At 62.1% G+C, this 15,329-nt stretch carries 15 protein-coding genes and 2 pseudogenes; 8 read left to right on the plus strand and 9 right to left on the minus strand.

Annotated features, from left to right (window positions below):
- Nucleotides 1-9 precede the first annotated feature (9 nt).
- The 3 genes and pseudogenes from MESS4_RS21120 to MESS4_RS21130 form a co-directional block, all read right to left on the minus strand.
- A complete protein-coding gene (locus MESS4_RS21120; RefSeq protein WP_244441181.1) occupies nucleotides 10-822 on the minus strand; it encodes an ABC transporter permease in 813 nt (270 codons plus the stop codon).
- Between the two features lie 133 nt (nucleotides 823-955).
- Nucleotides 956-1,945: an ABC transporter substrate-binding protein gene (locus MESS4_RS21125; RefSeq protein WP_006335314.1), complete on the minus strand. Its 990-nt coding sequence runs from the start codon at nucleotides 1,943-1,945 to the stop codon at nucleotides 956-958.
- 683 nt (nucleotides 1,946-2,628) lie between these two features.
- Nucleotides 2,629-3,240 (minus strand): annotated as a pseudogene (locus MESS4_RS21130) (2-oxo acid dehydrogenase subunit E2); the annotation flags it as partial.
- A 439-nt stretch (nucleotides 3,241-3,679) separates the two neighbouring features.
- On the opposite strand from MESS4_RS21130, the gene MESS4_RS21135 reads away from it, so the two are divergent.
- Nucleotides 3,680-3,868 (plus strand): DUF3363 domain-containing protein, encoded by a 189-nt coding sequence (locus MESS4_RS21135; RefSeq protein WP_006335320.1) that lies wholly within the window; start codon nucleotides 3,680-3,682, stop codon nucleotides 3,866-3,868.
- A gap of 44 nt (nucleotides 3,869-3,912) precedes the next feature.
- On the opposite strand, the gene MESS4_RS21140 is transcribed toward MESS4_RS21135, so the two are convergent.
- From MESS4_RS21140 to MESS4_RS21155, 4 genes are all read right to left on the minus strand, one after another.
- Nucleotides 3,913-4,176: a hypothetical protein gene (locus MESS4_RS21140; protein WP_036241807.1), complete on the minus strand. Its 264-nt coding sequence runs from the start codon at nucleotides 4,174-4,176 to the stop codon at nucleotides 3,913-3,915.
- Nucleotides 4,177-4,916: 740 nt separating this feature from the next.
- On the minus strand, nucleotides 4,917-5,183 hold the full coding sequence (locus MESS4_RS34700; RefSeq protein ID WP_157385635.1) for a hypothetical protein: 267 nt from the start codon (nucleotides 5,181-5,183) through the stop codon (nucleotides 4,917-4,919).
- Between the two features lie 369 nt (nucleotides 5,184-5,552).
- Nucleotides 5,553-5,837 (minus strand): conjugal transfer protein TraD, encoded by a 285-nt coding sequence (locus MESS4_RS21150; protein WP_006335330.1) that lies wholly within the window; start codon nucleotides 5,835-5,837, stop codon nucleotides 5,553-5,555.
- A gap of 1 nt (nucleotide 5,838) precedes the next feature.
- Nucleotides 5,839-6,177: a conjugal transfer protein TraD gene (locus MESS4_RS21155; protein ID WP_036241825.1), complete on the minus strand. Its 339-nt coding sequence runs from the start codon at nucleotides 6,175-6,177 to the stop codon at nucleotides 5,839-5,841.
- Nucleotides 6,178-6,336: 159 nt separating this feature from the next.
- Between MESS4_RS21155 and mobQ the strand changes: the two are divergent.
- The 3 genes and pseudogenes from mobQ to MESS4_RS21170 all read left to right on the plus strand — a co-directional run.
- Nucleotides 6,337-7,788: pseudogene (gene mobQ / locus MESS4_RS21160) on the plus strand (MobQ family relaxase); the annotation flags it as partial.
- 199 nt (nucleotides 7,789-7,987) lie between these two features.
- The gene (locus MESS4_RS21165) at nucleotides 7,988-9,535 is read left to right on the plus strand and encodes an alkaline phosphatase (RefSeq protein WP_006335338.1); all 1,548 of its coding nucleotides are present in this window, start codon (nucleotides 7,988-7,990) and stop codon (nucleotides 9,533-9,535) included.
- Nucleotides 9,536-10,105: 570 nt separating this feature from the next.
- On the plus strand, nucleotides 10,106-10,612 hold the full coding sequence (locus tag MESS4_RS21170; protein WP_006335339.1) for a hypothetical protein: 507 nt from the start codon (nucleotides 10,106-10,108) through the stop codon (nucleotides 10,610-10,612).
- 263 nt (nucleotides 10,613-10,875) lie between these two features.
- Here the strand turns inward: MESS4_RS21170 and MESS4_RS21175 are convergent, their stop codons facing one another.
- The gene (locus tag MESS4_RS21175) at nucleotides 10,876-12,066 is read right to left on the minus strand and encodes an amidohydrolase (RefSeq protein ID WP_006335340.1); all 1,191 of its coding nucleotides are present in this window, start codon (nucleotides 12,064-12,066) and stop codon (nucleotides 10,876-10,878) included.
- Nucleotides 12,067-12,185: 119 nt separating this feature from the next.
- Here MESS4_RS21175 and MESS4_RS21180 point away from each other — a divergent pair, with 119 nt between their 5' ends.
- Together MESS4_RS21180 and MESS4_RS21185 are read left to right on the plus strand one after the other, a co-directional pair.
- Entirely contained in the window at nucleotides 12,186-13,004 is an 819-nt protein-coding gene (locus tag MESS4_RS21180; RefSeq protein ID WP_006335341.1) for an AraC family transcriptional regulator, read from the plus strand.
- A gap of 64 nt (nucleotides 13,005-13,068) precedes the next feature.
- Nucleotides 13,069-13,500: a cupin domain-containing protein gene (locus MESS4_RS21185; protein WP_006335342.1), complete on the plus strand. Its 432-nt coding sequence runs from the start codon at nucleotides 13,069-13,071 to the stop codon at nucleotides 13,498-13,500.
- 113 nt (nucleotides 13,501-13,613) lie between these two features.
- On the opposite strand, the gene MESS4_RS21190 is transcribed toward MESS4_RS21185, so the two are convergent.
- A complete protein-coding gene (locus MESS4_RS21190; RefSeq protein WP_006335343.1) occupies nucleotides 13,614-13,865 on the minus strand; it encodes an AbrB/MazE/SpoVT family DNA-binding domain-containing protein in 252 nt (83 codons plus the stop codon).
- 169 nt (nucleotides 13,866-14,034) lie between these two features.
- Here MESS4_RS21190 and MESS4_RS21195 point away from each other — a divergent pair, with 169 nt between their 5' ends.
- Together MESS4_RS21195 and MESS4_RS21200 are read left to right on the plus strand one after the other, a co-directional pair.
- Nucleotides 14,035-14,814 carry a copper homeostasis protein CutC gene (locus MESS4_RS21195; protein ID WP_006335344.1) on the plus strand — a complete coding sequence of 260 codons (780 nt, stop codon included), beginning with the start codon at nucleotides 14,035-14,037 and terminating at the stop codon, nucleotides 14,812-14,814.
- Nucleotides 14,811-15,308: a GNAT family N-acetyltransferase gene (locus MESS4_RS21200; protein WP_006335345.1), complete on the plus strand. Its 498-nt coding sequence runs from the start codon at nucleotides 14,811-14,813 to the stop codon at nucleotides 15,306-15,308. The genes MESS4_RS21195 and MESS4_RS21200 overlap by 4 nt, the downstream gene beginning before the upstream one ends.
- Nucleotides 15,309-15,329 lie beyond the last annotated feature (21 nt).

Raw genomic sequence — 15,329 nt, forward strand, 5'->3', positions numbered from 1 at the left:
TGCAAATCCTCAATTGGCCCAGGGAGCGACGAGGCGGCGGATGCCCCGGAACAATTGGTCGGTGCAAAGACCAAGGATGCCGATCATGGCGATGGCCATGAAGATGACGTCGACCTGGAAGCCGCGCATCGCCTTGAGCGAGATGTAGCCAAGTCCGCTGCGCGCGGCGACGAGTTCGGCGACGACGAGATAGGTCCAAGCCCAGCCCATGGTGACGCGCAGCACGTCGAGCACGTTGGGAAGCGTGGCCGGAAAGACGATGTGGAAGACGGTGTCGCTGCGTTTCGTGCCAAGCGTATAGGCTGCGTTGACGAGGTCGCGCTGAACGCTGCGGGCGCTGTCGGCGATCATCACCAGCTGCTGGAAGAAGATGCCGAAGATGATGACGGCCACGCGCTGCTCGATGCCGATGCCGATCCACAGGATGAACAGTGGTACGAAGGACGTCACCGGTAGATAGCGGATGAAATTGACGAGCGGATCGAGCGCCGCCTGGACGATGCGGTAGGTGCCCATTGTCAAGCCAAGCGGCACCGCCGCGATGCTCGAAATGACGAAACCGATCAGCACCACCTGGACGCTGGCGAGCACGTGCTCCCACAACGACCCGTCAAGCGCCATCCTGATGGTAGTGGACAATACGGATTCAGGGCGCGGCAGGAACATTTCCTTGACCGCTCCAGAATAGGTCAAGGCGAACCAGCCACCGATGACCGCGACCCAGACCAGGACGCTGAGCGTGATGGAGAGAGGGCGCGACACGGCCAGATAAGGCGTGGCGACAGCTTTCCAGGCGGATCGACCGGGCTGATTTTTATCCACGCTCGTGGTCACGATATGGCTGATGGGAGACGTTGCATTCGGTGCCAGTGTCACAGGGAAACCCTTTGGGCTGGATAGACCGCAGGCGATAGGCTCGGCCTGCGGTCCAGCGAACTCACTTTGCGAGGCCAGATCACTTTGTCAGGAAGGACGGATCGACGAGGTCGTCGTATTTGATGTCCATCTTGAGCTTACCGAAGCCGCCCCAGACATCGCCGCCGAGCTTGATCAGCTTGCCGGCTTCACCACTCTCGCCGCCGGCGAAGAATTGCGCATTGCGCTCCTTGCCGTAGAAGTTCACGCCCGCGGCGGAGGAGGCGAAGTCCTTCGGATCCTTGAGCCAGCCGCCGACGCCCTTGGCCATCACTTCATAAGCCTTCGCAGGATTTTCCTTGATGAACTCGTTGGCCTTGTAGAGGCCCTTCACTAGCGCCTCGACATCCCCGGGGTTCTTCGTGATGTAGTCGCAGTTCAGCGCCACCACATCGACGATCAAGCCGGGCGTCTTCGAGGAATCGATCAGCACCTGTCCCTTGTTTTCCTTCTTGGCCAGCGTCAAATGCGGTTCCCAGGTGACGGCGACAGGAATGCGGTCGGCCATGAAGGCGGCGGCGGCATCATCCGCCGTCATGTTGGTGATCTTCACGTCGGCCTGAGTGAGACCAGCCTGCTTGAGCAGTATGTTGAACCAGAACTGCGACACTGAACCCTCGTTCAGCCCGACCTCCATGCCCTTGAGGTCGGCGACGCTCTTGATCCCGCTCGGCGCCAGGACACCGTCGCCGCCATGGCTGTCATCCAGGGCATAGACCGATTTGAAGCAGACATCCTTCGAGCGGTACTTCATGATTTCGTCGATGGTCGAGGCGCTGCCGTCGAGCTCGCCGGCGGCGACGGCCGCCATGTACATCGATGCTTCCTCGATGACTTCGAGCGAGACATCGAGGCCCCCTTCCTTGAAGTAGCCCATGTCACGCGCAAGGAAGAGCGGGCCGTAGCCGACCCAGGTCGTCATGCCCAGCTTCAAGCTGCCGGCTTCGGCGTGGAGGCTCACGGAAAGGGCGCTGAGGGCAATGCCGGCCGCAAGCGCGGCATGGCGAAACTTCGAGATTATTGTCGTCATCACGTTCCCCTGTCTTTTTCTGAGGTCAGGCGCTGTCCGCACCAAAACAACTCGCTTCGGATGCATCACCGGAGGCTGCCACCTGACGGTCTTTTTGTTCTCTTTCAGCCGGCGGATGGAGCAAAGCACGGCGTGTGCGATGCACAAATAATGATTTTCGATAATTCTGCTTAGGCTGGGCCTAACCAAGCCCGGGCGCTGCTGCGTCTGTGCCACCCCCAGACTTTGGCGCGAGACGGGCTGACGATCCCGATGTCGTCGCTTTCGGAGAGGTCAATGATCCGCAAAACCCTGAGCGCAGGACGGAGGAGCCGGAACTGCGCGCAGCAATGGCTGCCGAATAGGGTCTCGGTTGGCGGAGGAGACGGTTCAAGCTCTCGCCCGACCTGCCTGGCTTACCGCTCAACGTTTATGCCGCTAACTTCGATGTAGGGATGTGCATCCTCGGCCCTGTTGCCGGAGCTCGGCCGCGAGCCACGCGAGACGCGTCAGCTCTACACGGAGCACGTGCTGCCCCTGGTGCGTCAGCTGGCTGCTCAACTCGATCCGCAACTCGCGGATCGAGAGGGTGTCGCGATCTCTATCTTCGCAACGCTTATCGGCACGCTGCAACTGGCCAGGGCGGTTGATGACGCTGACTTGCGCATCCTGGCTGCAGGCGCAGATGCTGCCTTCATCCTAGCTCAAACCAGCATGCCCATCGGGTTTTCGATGAGGCGCTTGAAGGCGACCAGCAGTTCGGCGCCGAGCGCGCCATCGACGGCGCGGTGATCGGTCGACAGCGTCACCGACATTACGGTAGCGACCTTGATCTCGCCATTCTTGACCACGGCGCGCTGCTCGCCCGCACCCACCGCCAGGATCGTCGCATGCGGCGGGTTGATGACGGCGGCAAAGTCCTTGATGCCGAACATGCCCAGATTGGACACCGCGGTCGTGCCGCCCTGATTTTCCTCAGGCTTCAGCTTGCGGCTGCGGGCGCGGCTGGCGAGGTCCTTCATCTCGTTGGAAATGACCGACAGCGTCTTTTCTTCCGCCTTGCGAATGATCGGCGTGATTAGCCCGCCGGGGATCGACACGGCTACGCCGACATCGGCATGCTTGTGCTTGACCATGGCACTGTCGGTCCATGAGGCATTGGCATCCGGCACCGCCTTCAGCGCCAGCGCCATCGCCTTGATCACCATGTCGTTGACCGACAGTTTGTAGGCCGGCACCTCGCCCTTGTCTGTCCTCTTCACCGGGGCCGCCACGTTGAGCTGCGTGCGCAGCGCCAAAAGCGCATCGAGTTCGCAAAGGCGAATGGAACCTGGTCACCATGGCCTGGAACGTGAAGCCCATGTTCGCCCTCGCCCCTGCCTGACAGGGGAAGCCAAAACCGCATCATCGCAAAAACACGCGCTACCATGAAACTTCACGTCCCTATCCATTTCCGTCCGACATCGCAGACCTCAGTCCGACAGGCTGCTAGGTATGCAGAAATTCCAACTGGTGACCCGAGGGAACGTCAAAGCCCAAGTTCCTTATGCCGGAGCGACGGACAGAGCGATGGCAACGCCTCATACTTGTTCCCAACAATGGTCATCGTCATTCCTGGCCTGTATCGGTGCTTGTGGCGGTCCCCTTCGCATAGCACTCTGCCAAATGGTAAAGGAAGGCGCGCCAAGAGAAGCTGGCGGCCGAGGGCCGGCTGAGCTTCATTAGGCCAAGCAAGGTGAATATGCCGCCTTGCCGATGCCCGCCGACCTCGCGTGCGGCCGTTTCGCGATGATCGACGACGGAACCGGCTTACAGCTCGTGCCCTACCGCCTGATCTCAAAAGAACGCGTCGGTCAGCACATCCCCGGCATCGCTCTCGACAGCCGCGAGATCGAGTGGGTCTACGGCAGGAGGCGAGTTTGGGGTTCTGTTGGCTTTGAATAGGACAGGTTTTGCCCGGCGACAGAACTGCCTGCTCGTCGCCGGCTTTATTTAATGCGGGCGACACCGCCCGAAATCTCGATAGTTTCAGACCCGGTCAGGGCCTCAAGGTCACCGTTGGGCCAGTTGACGAAACAGCCGTTCACGCAAAACTCCACGGTTTCGCCTGCGTGCAGTGCCAGCTGCACCTTATCGCCGCGTTCGGTAACGATTAGTATTCGAACCTCAGTGTCCTTGTTGACCACGCTGGTCGCGAAAACACTATCGTTCATGGCAATAAGCGAGACTACCGCAACAAGCGACATTCGCATTCTATGGCATCGGTGTTTCCGCCACCTCTGTTGAATTTCGCAGGCACTCACCCACCTGGTAGACCCGACGCCAACTAGACGTGAACTTCGTCTTAACATTGTACATCAACTGTCATGCCCGGGTCTCGATATGCGAGGGCGACAGTGCCAGCATGCCAGCCCGAAACTTTGATCTCCATTGTCGTCCCTCCAAGATTTCACGTCGGTGAGGCTCTGTCATCGGGTCAAGGTGAACATCCTTAACTTGACCGATGTTGACGCGTTCCCTGTCGGGGCGGAAGTAAATAACTGTATGCTACGGTGGAGAACTGGGTAAATCGCGCGAGCGGTCCATCATGCTTGCGAAACGGGCCGCGAGAGCGGGGATCGCGGCTTCGGGATCGACGCCGACCCAAGCTGCGAGCCAGATCGGAGAGTGCGTAAGATTGCGAGTGGCGTTCGCCTTCTGGGGAGACGATAACCGAAATCGTAACATCGGCGATCGACCCGTTGATGATCGCAAGCAGGTAGCCGAGGTTACGCGTGTTGACTCTCTTCGCGCGCAGTCGAGGTAGCGGGGACGGCGCGATCCGATCCCACAGCCTTCCATTGCGAGAGGATGTCGCCCCGACGCGGTCGTACTGCAGCACCTGGCGGTTACCGTTTTTTTGTGCCGGCCAACTTCGCCAGATCGCGTCTACGGCGATCACCACCACACCATCGTGACCGCGCCGTCGACCCTCGTCGAGCCCGTTCGGGTCTTAACTTCCCTCAACGACGCGCCGCATAAGAATATCTCTTTTGCAATTCGGCGACCCCATTTCAGTCAACGAAGCGCGTCCTGTCAGACTTGAGGCCACCTCGGCGAAGTCGGGCATTTCAAGACCTTGGCGCACCAGGGTATCAAGTGCCTGCTCGGCCGTCCTGATAGCGGCGAGCCGCGCCAGCACCGTCTCAGCCTCCAGGCGGGGCACCACGGCGATACCGTCCCGGTCACCGACTATTATGTCTCCAGGCGAGATGGTCACTCCTCCCAGCACAACTGGGAATGCCTGGACCATTGCGCGCCGGCGAGTTGGCGATGACCCCAGCACAGTAAACCGGCAACCCGACCGCCTCGATCCCGACAACATCGCGCACGAGGCCGTCCGTGATGAAGCCGGCGACCCCCTTGTTGCGCGCTGTGACCGCATCGGCACTGCTGACCGCCGCGTCGTAGTCGATGATTTCGTAACCGGTTGACCTAGACGGCCTCGCCCTGGCGCCGGTCGATGTCTTTGTCGGAGCCAACATTTGCCGCGGACGAGGTGTGGAGATACGCCACGGCCTGCCTCAAATCCTTACCACTCATGGCCTGCCGCCTCTTTCGTATATCTTTTGCTTCAGCAACTTAGCGTTCACGAGCGGAACGCAGTGTGTTCAGCCTCCGATGGTTCAGTCTCCGTTTCCCCTTTGTGTGTTGCCGCGTACGCCTCGAACGCCTGCCTCCCCTTTGCGGCCCATAGCTCGCGGGAGTGTTCGCCCTGATCGCTTTTGAGCTTGTCGGCCATCCAGAGCAGAGCGCCGAGGATGGTGGCGCGATCATCGCCGGTGAGGTCCACAATCCCGGCCTTGATCACGAGGCCGCCCAGTTCGATCAGATGCCGCGTGCGCTTACGGCGTTCGACCTGCCATGTGCGCATATCATGCCGCGCCCGTGCCGCCTGATGCCGGTTGCGGTCTGTCCGATCGCGCCGGAGTGCCGTCAGCGTCGCGGTCAGTCGCCTGTGCAGTCCGCCCCGACCGGCCTTGAAAGAAGGCAGCCCCGCGCTTCGCCCATGCCTCCCGCTTTCCAGCTTCTTTGGTCTCCGCCAGCACGATCAGCGCACCTGCTAATTCCTCGGCGCTGAGCGCATCGGCGCCGGTGGCGATCACCAGTTCACCGAGTTGCTGCACTTTGCGGGTCTTCAGTTCGCGCGCCTTGTCCTCCAGCGCCTTCAGTTCCGCATCAAAGTCCCGTGGTTTGCGCATCGTCGTCTCCATGAGTTGTCGATGCATGATGATAGGTGGGCACTTTACCGAATGCTCCAGGGTTGCCGGGACGGCTCGGGACGGGCTGGTCGCTCCCGAGATTTTTTCGAGGGAGGGCGCGCTTATACGTCGTGCCGACGTGCGCTTTGATGTGCAAATGATCTGGTCGCGATGGCGATCTATCATCTTCACGTCAAGGTCATTGGCCGCAAGGCAGGCTCAAGCGCTGTCGCGTCGGCTGCCTACCGTTCAGCGTCGCGGCTGCGCGACGAGCGCATCGAACGCAGCCACGACTTTTCCAGCAAGCGCGGTGTCGTCCATTCCGAGGTGATGTTGCCGGAGGATGCGCCGGAGGCCTGGCGCGACCGCGAGAGGCTGTGGAACGCTGTCGAGGCGTTCGAGGTGCGCAAGGATGCCCAGCTCGCCCGCGAGGTGGAGTTTGCTCTTCCACGCGAACTAAGCCAAGGGCAAGGCATCGAACTGGCGCGCGACTTTGTTCAGGCGGAGTTTGTCAGCAAGGGCATGGTCGCCGATCTCAATGTGCACTGGGACATGGCGGAGGATGGCAGTCCAAAACCGCATGCCCACGTCATACTTGCCATGCGGTCCGTGGACGAGAACGGTTTTGGTCCAAAGGTGCGCGACTGGAACCAGACCGAGATGGTCGAGCGCTGGCGCGAGCGATGGGCGGAACTTGCCAACGAGCGCCTTGCCGAACTCGACATTGACGCCCGCATCGATCATCGCAGTCTGGAGGCGCAGGGCATTGCCTTGGAGCCGCAATCCCAGATCGGTGCTCCGGCCCAACGCATTGAGGACAGCGGCATCGACACTGCCGACATTGAAGCCGACCGCGCCGAACTGCATCGCGAGATCGCACGCAAAAATGGCGCGCGCATCATTGCCGATCCATCCGTGGCGCTCGATGCCATCACGCACCAGCAATCGACCTTTACCCGAAAGGACATTGCGAAGTTCTCGCATCGTCACAGCGATGGAATCGAGCAGTTCAACCAGGTGATGGGCGCGATCGGCAGCGCACCCGATCTGGTCGAACTCGGCAAGGACGGACGCGGTGAAGATCGCTTCACCACCAGGCAGATGATCGACACCGAGCAGCGCCTGCATCGCTCGGCGGAATTGATGGCCGAGAAGGAGCGACACTCGGTGAGTGACACGCATCGCGAAGCCGCTTTGGCGCGCGCAGCGCAGCGCGGGCTTATTCTGTCAGACGAGCAGGCAGATGCACTGGATCACATCACCGACGGTCGCGGTCTTGGTGTTGTTGTCGGGTTTGCCGGCACGGGCAAGAGCGCCATGCTGGGCGTTGCGCGTCAGGCATGGGCGGCAGCGGGCTATGAGGTCCGGGGCGCGGCACTCTCGGGTATCGCCGCGGAGAATCTCGAAGGCGGATCAGGAATTGCCTCGCGCACCATCGCCAGCATGGAACGCGGCTGGGGACAAAGCCGCGATCTGCTCACCGCGCGTGATGTCCTGGTGATCGATGAAGCCGGCATGGTCGGCACGCGCCAGTTGGAGCGCGTGCTCTCCCATGCGGCAGACGCCGGCGCGAAGGTCGTGCTTGTTGGCGATCCGCAACAGTTGCAGGCGATCGAAGCGGGCCCGGCGTCGCTGCCTCCGATAACGAAAAGTCGAGAGATCCTCTTCGACGGCTCCGTGACAGGCGGAAAACGTGGCTGACAATTCCAGACATCCAACAACAACGAAGTGTCATGCTGATGTCATTCGGCGCCCCTAATAGGCAAGGATAGCCCTTTGATCTCATCAGGGCTGTGCTCAACGGACCAGGAGGGATTCACTTATGCAACGACTCAGCATGATGCTGCTCGCCAGCGCCTCGCTCGCCGCTCTTTCCCCCGCCCTCGCTCAAGACAAGCTTCCCCAGGCGACTGACAGCTATTTCACCGCAGCGGAGGCCGATCTCGCCCGCCGGCTGGCGATCCAGCCGATCATGGGCAAGGCCAAGAATGTGATCATCCTGGTTGGTGACGGCATGAGCATCGCGACCGTCACGGCTTCTCGCATCCTCGACGGCCAGAAGCGCGGCGTTGACGGCGAGTCGAACAACCTTTCGGTCGATACTTTTCCTTATACCGCGCTTGCGAAGACCTACAGCCATGACGGCCAGGTTTCCGACTCCGCCCCGACCGCTACCGCGATGGTGTCGGGTGTGAAGACCCGCAATGATGTGATCGGCGTCAACCAGACCGTGGCGGTCGGCGATTGCAAGGCGGCTCTCGCTGGCGAAGTGACGTCGATCTTCGAACTCGCCGAGGCGGCCGGCAAGGCCACCGGCGTGGTCTCTACCACACGCATCACCCACGCCACCCCGGCCGCAACCTACGCGAACACCCCCGTGCGCGATTGGGAGAGCTCGAAGGAGCTGCCGGAGGACGCCAAGGCAGCCGGCTGCAAGGACATTGCCGACCAGCTCGTCAACTGGCCAGCCGGTGACGGCTTCGAAGTCGCGCTCGGCGGCGGACGCGCTTATTTCCTTCCGGCTGAAACAGCCGATCCCGAAGACAAGGAGAAGACCGGCCGTCGCACGGACAAGCGCGATCTCACCGCGGAATGGACCGCTAAGTCGAACAACAACGTCTTCGTGTTCGACAAGGCCGGCTTCGACAAGGTCGACGTGGCTTCGGGTGCCAAGATCCTCGGGCTGTTCGAAATGAGCCACATGGAATACGAGGCCGATCGCGCCAAGGACGCCGCGGGCGAGCCTTCGCTGGCCGAGATGACCGCCAAGGCGCTCGACCGCTTGGCTCAGGACGAAGACGGCTTCGTCCTGATGGTCGAGGGCGGTCGTATCGACCATGCCCACCACGACGGCAATGCGGCACGGGCGCTCGAGGATGCGCTTGCCTTCAACCAGGCGATCAAGACCGTGCTGGAGAAGACCAAGCGCGAGGACACGCTGGTCGTCGTCACTGCCGACCACAGCCACACCATGACGATTAACGGCTATCCGAAGCGCGGCAATCCGATCTTCGATAAGGTCGTCAATGTCGAGGGAGAACTCGAACTCGCCGGCGACGGCAAACCTTACACCACGCTGAACTATGCCAATGGTCCCGGCGCGTATTTCCCGCCGGTCGGCAAGGACGAGGACAAGAGCAAGGCCCAGCCGGCTGGCGTTCGCCCCGATCTGACCGATGTCGACACGACCGGCATCGACTTTCGTCAGCCCTCGACCGTGCCGATGGCCAGCGAAACCCATGCCGGCGACGACGTTGCCGTCTACGCCTGGGGCCCGTTCGCTCACCTCTTCCAGGGTACGGTGGAACAGAACTACATCTACCATGTCATGAGTTACGCCTCGGGCCTGGGAAAGGTGCAACCGAACTGAAAGGGGGCGTGTGTTCGCCCCTGCTCTCATGGGAACTTAGGCCGCCGGACAAAGCCGGCGGCCGCGTATCGGGGACACGAACTGATCGAGCGTCGCACGCTGCTTTCGGAAGTCCTGGTGGAGTTGCTTCCGACGCGCAGCACTCGCCGCGACCAACCTCGATTCTTCCGATCTGTATGAGAAGGAAAACGGTCCTTTCGGATCTCGCCGAGAGCTGAACGACTCGGCAAACCTTCGCAGTCGTGGGGAGCAGGGAAGTCGAAAACTCATAGTTCGCATCTTCGCCGACCCCGGGAGCCATTCAAAATCAAGCTCTTGGCTGGCACGCAAGCAGCCAAGCCCTGCTCCGGCAAGCATTTGGCACACACCCTTGCCTGAATCGCTTCGTTGGCCGCCTTGGATCACAGCGATTCCCGACGTCGTGCGACAACATGCCTGGGCCAAGCGATACCTAGATGACTGACCTCGCCGGCGAAACGAGATTGCTCGCATTGAGGCGGATGCGAATTTGATTTGCTTGGTAATCCGGCATCCATAGGGCAAACTCCCTGCCGGGCTTCAGGAGGAGAGATGAAAGCACGCACCGCCACGGTCGGCGATCTGGAAGACGTTTTTCGTGATCTGTCGAAGCGCATGTCCGACGAATATGTCGCGGCCGGCAAGGACCCCAAGATCGCCTACGACAATCTGATGATGAATCTCAAGGAAGGTCGCGCCCACGCGCTTGTTCAGAATGACAAGACCGTCGCGATCATCGCCTGGCATGAGCATAGTGACGCCGCGGTTACATTATTCGCCGCGCGCGAGGATTTCTTCAACGCCGCGACGGTTCGCTTCTGCAAGCGGCACATTCGCCAAATCCAGGCACTTGCCGGCAACCTGCCCATTCACTCAACCAGTTGGCTCCGAGGACCTGACGTTGCAAAATGGTTTCGAGTAATCGGCTATGTCGAGAGAGAGCCGGTGGGCGGCGCCAGCCTGTTTGAATTGCCGCCGGCAGCTTCCGAAAAGCGGATCGGCCAACACGAGGCAGGCGACGAGGAGAGCAATATTTCCGCTCATCGACGCACCGGGTGATCCCAGGCATTTTCAACCCTGCGCAAACCTTGCCGGATCTTGATGCATGTCGCGCAAAACGCGACGCGCTTTCGCATTCATCGCGCATGTCGCCTGATGGACCGGACCACCGCCTTCCGCGATCACGCAATACCCGGTCCTGTGACATTTGCTACCTTTCTTCCCGTGCGGATTTGATTTCCGCCTGGCCGGTGCCCATCAGGCAACCTACCCCAACGCCCCCCACAGTGGCGCCGGCCACCTTCCCAGCATGCCGAGCCACTTCATTGCGGCACCGCGAGCGCTTTGCAGGGAAGTGCCTGCCCGACCAGATTGACGTAGTAGCGCAACACCGTCGGCACGATCTCGTCGTTGAAGACGTAGCGATCGCCATGCAGACCCTCGCCGGGGCCGACATCGCCAACGCCGATCCAGGCGTAGCAGCCGCCTGTCTCGCGGACCATGAAAGCGAAATCCTCGCAGCCGAGGCTTGGGCTGAACTCGGTCGAGACGTTCTCCCTGCCGACAGTGGCGGCAGCCGCCTCTACGGCGCGGCCCGTCGCATCCGCCGTGTTGATGAGCGGCGGATAACCCTTTTTGTAGTCGAGCGTGGCGTTGAGCGAATGGGCCGCGGCAATACCCCGGGCGATCTCGCCGATCAGCCGCTCGCAGTGATCGGAATGGCCGGGCTCGAAAAAGCGGCAGGTGCCTTGCAGCCAGACCTTGCCCGGCACGATGTTGCCGACATTGCCGCCATGGATCTGCGTGAGACTGACGACAAGCGCGCTTTGCGGATCGACCGAGCGGCTGACGATGCGCTGGACGGCCTGGACAAAGGCGCCGGCGGCCAGGATCGGATCGTCGCCGAGCTGCGGCATGGCGGCATGCGCGCCAAGACCCTCGAAGGTCAGTTCGAAAGTGTCGACGGCCGCCATCTGCGGTCCGACGCGCGCGGCGATCGTCCCCAGCCTGACGCCCGGCCAATTGTGCACGGCATACATCGCCTCGACCGGGAAACGCCTGAACAGGCCGTCCTCGATCATGCGCATGCCGCCGCCTTCGTTTTCTTCGGCCGGCTGGAAGACGAAGCACACGGTGCCGTCGAAGGCGCGCGATTGGCTAAGCAGCCTGGCGGCGCCGAGCAGCATGGCGGTGTGGCCGTCATGGCCGCAGGCATGCATCACGCCCGCCTTCCCAGAGGCATAAGGCAAGCCGGTTTTCTCCACGACCGGAAGCGCGTCCAGCTCGGCGCGAAGACCGATGGCGCGCGTGCCGGTGCCGCTGCGCAGGACACCGACAACCCCGGTGCCGCCGATCCCCTCATGCACCTCGTCGAAGCCGAAGGCGCGCAGTTTCTCAGTGACGAAGCGTGCCGTTTCGTGCTCGTTGAACCCGAGTTCGGGATTGGCATGGATATGGTGCCGCCATTCGATGACCTCTGGCGTCAGCGCGGCGATGGGATCATTGTGCAGCATGATACTCTCCTCCATGGCGGCAAAGGGCGGTTATGGTCCGCTCCTTTGGCATCGCTCGGGAATAGAAGGCCGGACAAGAGGCGTCTTGAACCAGATTGACCGCAGCCGGGACGAAAGACGTGCACGCGACCGAAACCAGCAAATACTGGCGCCATCCCTGCTTCCCCGACCTTGGCCTGTTCAAGGCGCGCTTCACGCGGCATCGTTACGAATTGCATACACACCCGACCTATGTGATCGCCCTGATCACGGCTGGCTGCGAGCGCATTCGCATCGGGCGCCGCAATGTCATCGCCCCGGCCGGCACCATTGCCATCGTCAATCCCGAGGAGTGGCATGACGGGGAACAAGGCGCGGATGAAGGCTGGGCCTACCGGACCTTTTATCCCTCCGTGCCGTTGATGACGGCGCTCGCCGGCGAGCTGGGCCGGGATCGCGCCCCGGTCTTCTCGCGCGCGATCATCGAAGACCATCATCTCGCGGCAAGGCTGGCGGCGGCGCATGAGGGCTCGACGTCCCAGGACGCAACGAAAGCCGAGGCGTCCCTGCTCGCCGCGTTGGGGCGTCTCATCATTCGGCATGGCGACTGGAACGGGCGGACCGAGGCGGTCGAAAACGCGGGATCGCGGCGGCGATTCTCGGCCTATGAGGAACTGATCGAAAGCAGGCTTGGCTCGCCGCTCGACCTCCAGCGGCTTGCCGACGCCACGCGCGTGACCCGGTTCCAGGTCATCCGGGATTTCAAGAAGACGATTGGCCTGACGCCCGCGGCCTATATCCGCGACCGCAGACTGCGCCGCGCCCGCCTCTTGATCGAACAGGGGCTCGGCCTCGCTGATGCGGCAATCGCGGCGGGTTTCGCCGACCAGAGCCATCTCACCCGCACCTTCCGCGCCGCGCACGGCATGTCGCCGGGCATGTTCCGCAGCGCCGGCTGAGAAAGGGAGATACTTGCGCGTGTACGCTTGTCGCGCGATGGTGTCACGAGGCTTGGGAGGAACCATGCGAAACATCCTGGCATCAATGACGCTGCTCGCGGCGGCGCTATTTGCAGGCGTCGCTCTGGCGCTGGATAGCAGCGGGATGCCGGTGGTCGTGACGCCGCTTGCCTCACGCACGGAGACGGCGTCCGGCCAGCCGATAGTGCTGCCGCAGAAGAACGTCGAGGTCCTGGTTTCAACCTATGACATCGCGGCGGGGGCAACCTTGCCGGTCCACAAGCACCCCTTCCCCCGCTACGCCTATGTCCAGGCCGGGACGCTTCAGGTCACCAATGTCGAGACCGGCAAGAGCAACACCTACAAGACAGGCGATTTCATCGTGGAGATGATCGGCCAGTGGCACCAGGCCACCAATGTCGGTGCCGATCCGGTCAAGCTTCTGGTGATCGATCAGGTTGAACAGGGCACCAAGAACACCGTGTTGCGCCAGTAGCCGGCACTTCCAGTCCTCCGTTCCGCTCACATTCTCTAGGACAGAAAACGGATGGGATCGCTCGTCGTCGCCCTTGATAGCCCGAACGAGTACGTTGGTGTCGGGAGTGATCTTCACTGCTTGCCGGCCCAGCCTCGTGCGGCGACCGTGTTCATTTCCTCGATCGACAGGGATGGGCCACCCTCCCTCTTCAGAAAGTCGAAAACATCCGAGATTTTTCCTGTCGGCCGCGCGGCTTTCATCCCGATCCGGCCATCGGGAAGCTTGTCCACGATAATTTTCTCGCCCGGATGAACCCCCAGATGCTTCAGAATATCCTTGCGCAGCGTGACCTGCCCTTTGGCGGTAATGGTAAGCGTGCTCATGGCGAGCCCTCCTGTCGAAGTTACGTATGTAAGGCAAAAGCGCCTTACCATCGAGAGCGCCAGAGCCCGTTGGATGGCTGCAGCGACAATAGGGAGCGCGCTGAGCCAACGGTTCCGGCTTTCGCGGCAGCGGAGCCGATGCTAGGGCTGCGCGATCTCTAACCATCAAATGGACCGCCCCGTGACCGACATCGAACGCCCTCGCCTGCCGCTGATCGAAATCTGCGTCGAAGGCATGGACGGGCTGCTCGCCGCGCAAGCAGCCGGCGCCGACCGGGTCGAATTGTGCGCCAGCCTGGTCGAAGGCGGCATCACGCCAAGTCTCGGCACTGTCCGCGCGGCCCTCGAACTGGCGACGATCCCGTTCCATGTCATCGTGCGGCCACGTGGCGGCGACTTTCTCTACAGCGACGCCGAATACGGCTCGATGCTCGCCGATGTCAGCGCGCTCCGCGAACTCGGCGTCGCCGGCGTCGTCGTCGGCTGTTTGAACGCCGACGGCACCATCGACGAAAAGCGCATGAGCGAACTGGCGCAGGCGGCGGGGCCCTTGAACGTCACCTGCCATCGCGCCTTCGACATGACGCGCGATCCGGCCGAGGCGCTGGAGGCGCTGATCCGCTGCAAGGTCGGGCGGGTGCTGACCAGCGGCCAGCGCGACACGGCGCTGGAAGGAGCGGAATTGCTGGCGGATCTCGTGCGACAGGCCGGCGACCGCATCATCATCCTCGGCTGCGGCGCGCTCGGCCCCGAGAACATCGCCGAGGTGCTGGGAAAAACCGGGCTGGTGGAAATGCATTTCGCCGCACTCAAGGACGTGCCGAGCACCATGCGTTACCGCAATCCCCGCGTCGGCATGGGCGGCGCCGACCATGATCGCGAGTACCGCACCACCGTCACCGACGGAGCGCTGGTGGCGGCGACGATCGCGGCGGTTCGGGCGCGATGACGAACACACCCTCGCCGATTGTCAGGGTTTCGCCTCAGGATGAACCCGCCATCCTCGCTCTCAACAACGAGCACGCGGCCGAACTGTCATGGCTCGACGCCGAGCGCCTCTCCTTCCTGCTCGGCGAGGCATTCCATGCGCGCCGCATCGGCCCACTCGAAGCCTTCATCATGACCTTCGACCAGGACGCCGACTATGACAGTCCGAATTTCCTGTGGTTCCGCGAACGCTACAAGCGCTTCGTCTATGTCGACCGCGTCGTCGTCGCCGGCCATGCGCGCGGACGCGGCCATGCCCGCCGGCTCTATGAGGACCTGTTCGACCATGTTGCGCGTGCCGGCCAGACCATCGTCACCTGCGAGGTCAATGCCGAGCCGCCCAATCCGGCCTCGGACGCCTTTCACGCGGCGCTCGGCTTTGCCGAGGTCGGCGACGCGGTGATCCACGGCGGCAAGAAGGCCGTGCGCTACTACGCCAGGCAGATCGCCAGCTGACACGCCAGCGATCTGACTGAC

The sequence above is a fragment of the Mesorhizobium sp. STM 4661 genome, assembly GCF_000359125.1.
In the GTDB taxonomy this organism is placed as follows: domain Bacteria; phylum Pseudomonadota; class Alphaproteobacteria; order Rhizobiales; family Rhizobiaceae; genus Mesorhizobium.

Excerpts from the sequence above, each read along its gene's own strand:
- MESS4_RS21185 (WP_006335342.1), top strand. The coding sequence starts at position 13,069 with ATGCGAAACATCCTGGCATCAATGACGCTGCTCGCGGCGGCGCTATTT.
- MESS4_RS21150 (WP_006335330.1), bottom strand. The coding sequence starts at position 5,837 with ATGCGCACATGGCAGGTCGAACGCCGTAAGCGCACGCGGCATCTGATC.
- MESS4_RS21140 (WP_036241807.1), bottom strand. The coding sequence starts at position 4,176 with ATGCGAATGTCGCTTGTTGCGGTAGTCTCGCTTATTGCCATGAACGAT.
- MESS4_RS21195 (WP_006335344.1), top strand. The coding sequence starts at position 14,035 with ATGGACCGCCCCGTGACCGACATCGAACGCCCTCGCCTGCCGCTGATC.
- MESS4_RS21165 (WP_006335338.1), top strand. The coding sequence starts at position 7,988 with ATGCAACGACTCAGCATGATGCTGCTCGCCAGCGCCTCGCTCGCCGCT.
- MESS4_RS21155 (WP_036241825.1), bottom strand. The coding sequence starts at position 6,177 with ATGGAGACGACGATGCGCAAACCACGGGACTTTGATGCGGAACTGAAG.
- MESS4_RS21200 (WP_006335345.1), top strand. The coding sequence starts at position 14,811 with ATGACGAACACACCCTCGCCGATTGTCAGGGTTTCGCCTCAGGATGAA.
- MESS4_RS21175 (WP_006335340.1), bottom strand. The coding sequence starts at position 12,066 with ATGCTGCACAATGATCCCATCGCCGCGCTGACGCCAGAGGTCATCGAA.
- MESS4_RS21135 (WP_006335320.1), top strand. The coding sequence starts at position 3,680 with ATGCCCGCCGACCTCGCGTGCGGCCGTTTCGCGATGATCGACGACGGA.
- MESS4_RS21190 (WP_006335343.1), bottom strand. The coding sequence starts at position 13,865 with ATGAGCACGCTTACCATTACCGCCAAAGGGCAGGTCACGCTGCGCAAG.
- MESS4_RS21125 (WP_006335314.1), bottom strand. The coding sequence starts at position 1,945 with ATGACGACAATAATCTCGAAGTTTCGCCATGCCGCGCTTGCGGCCGGC.
- MESS4_RS21170 (WP_006335339.1), top strand. The coding sequence starts at position 10,106 with ATGAAAGCACGCACCGCCACGGTCGGCGATCTGGAAGACGTTTTTCGT.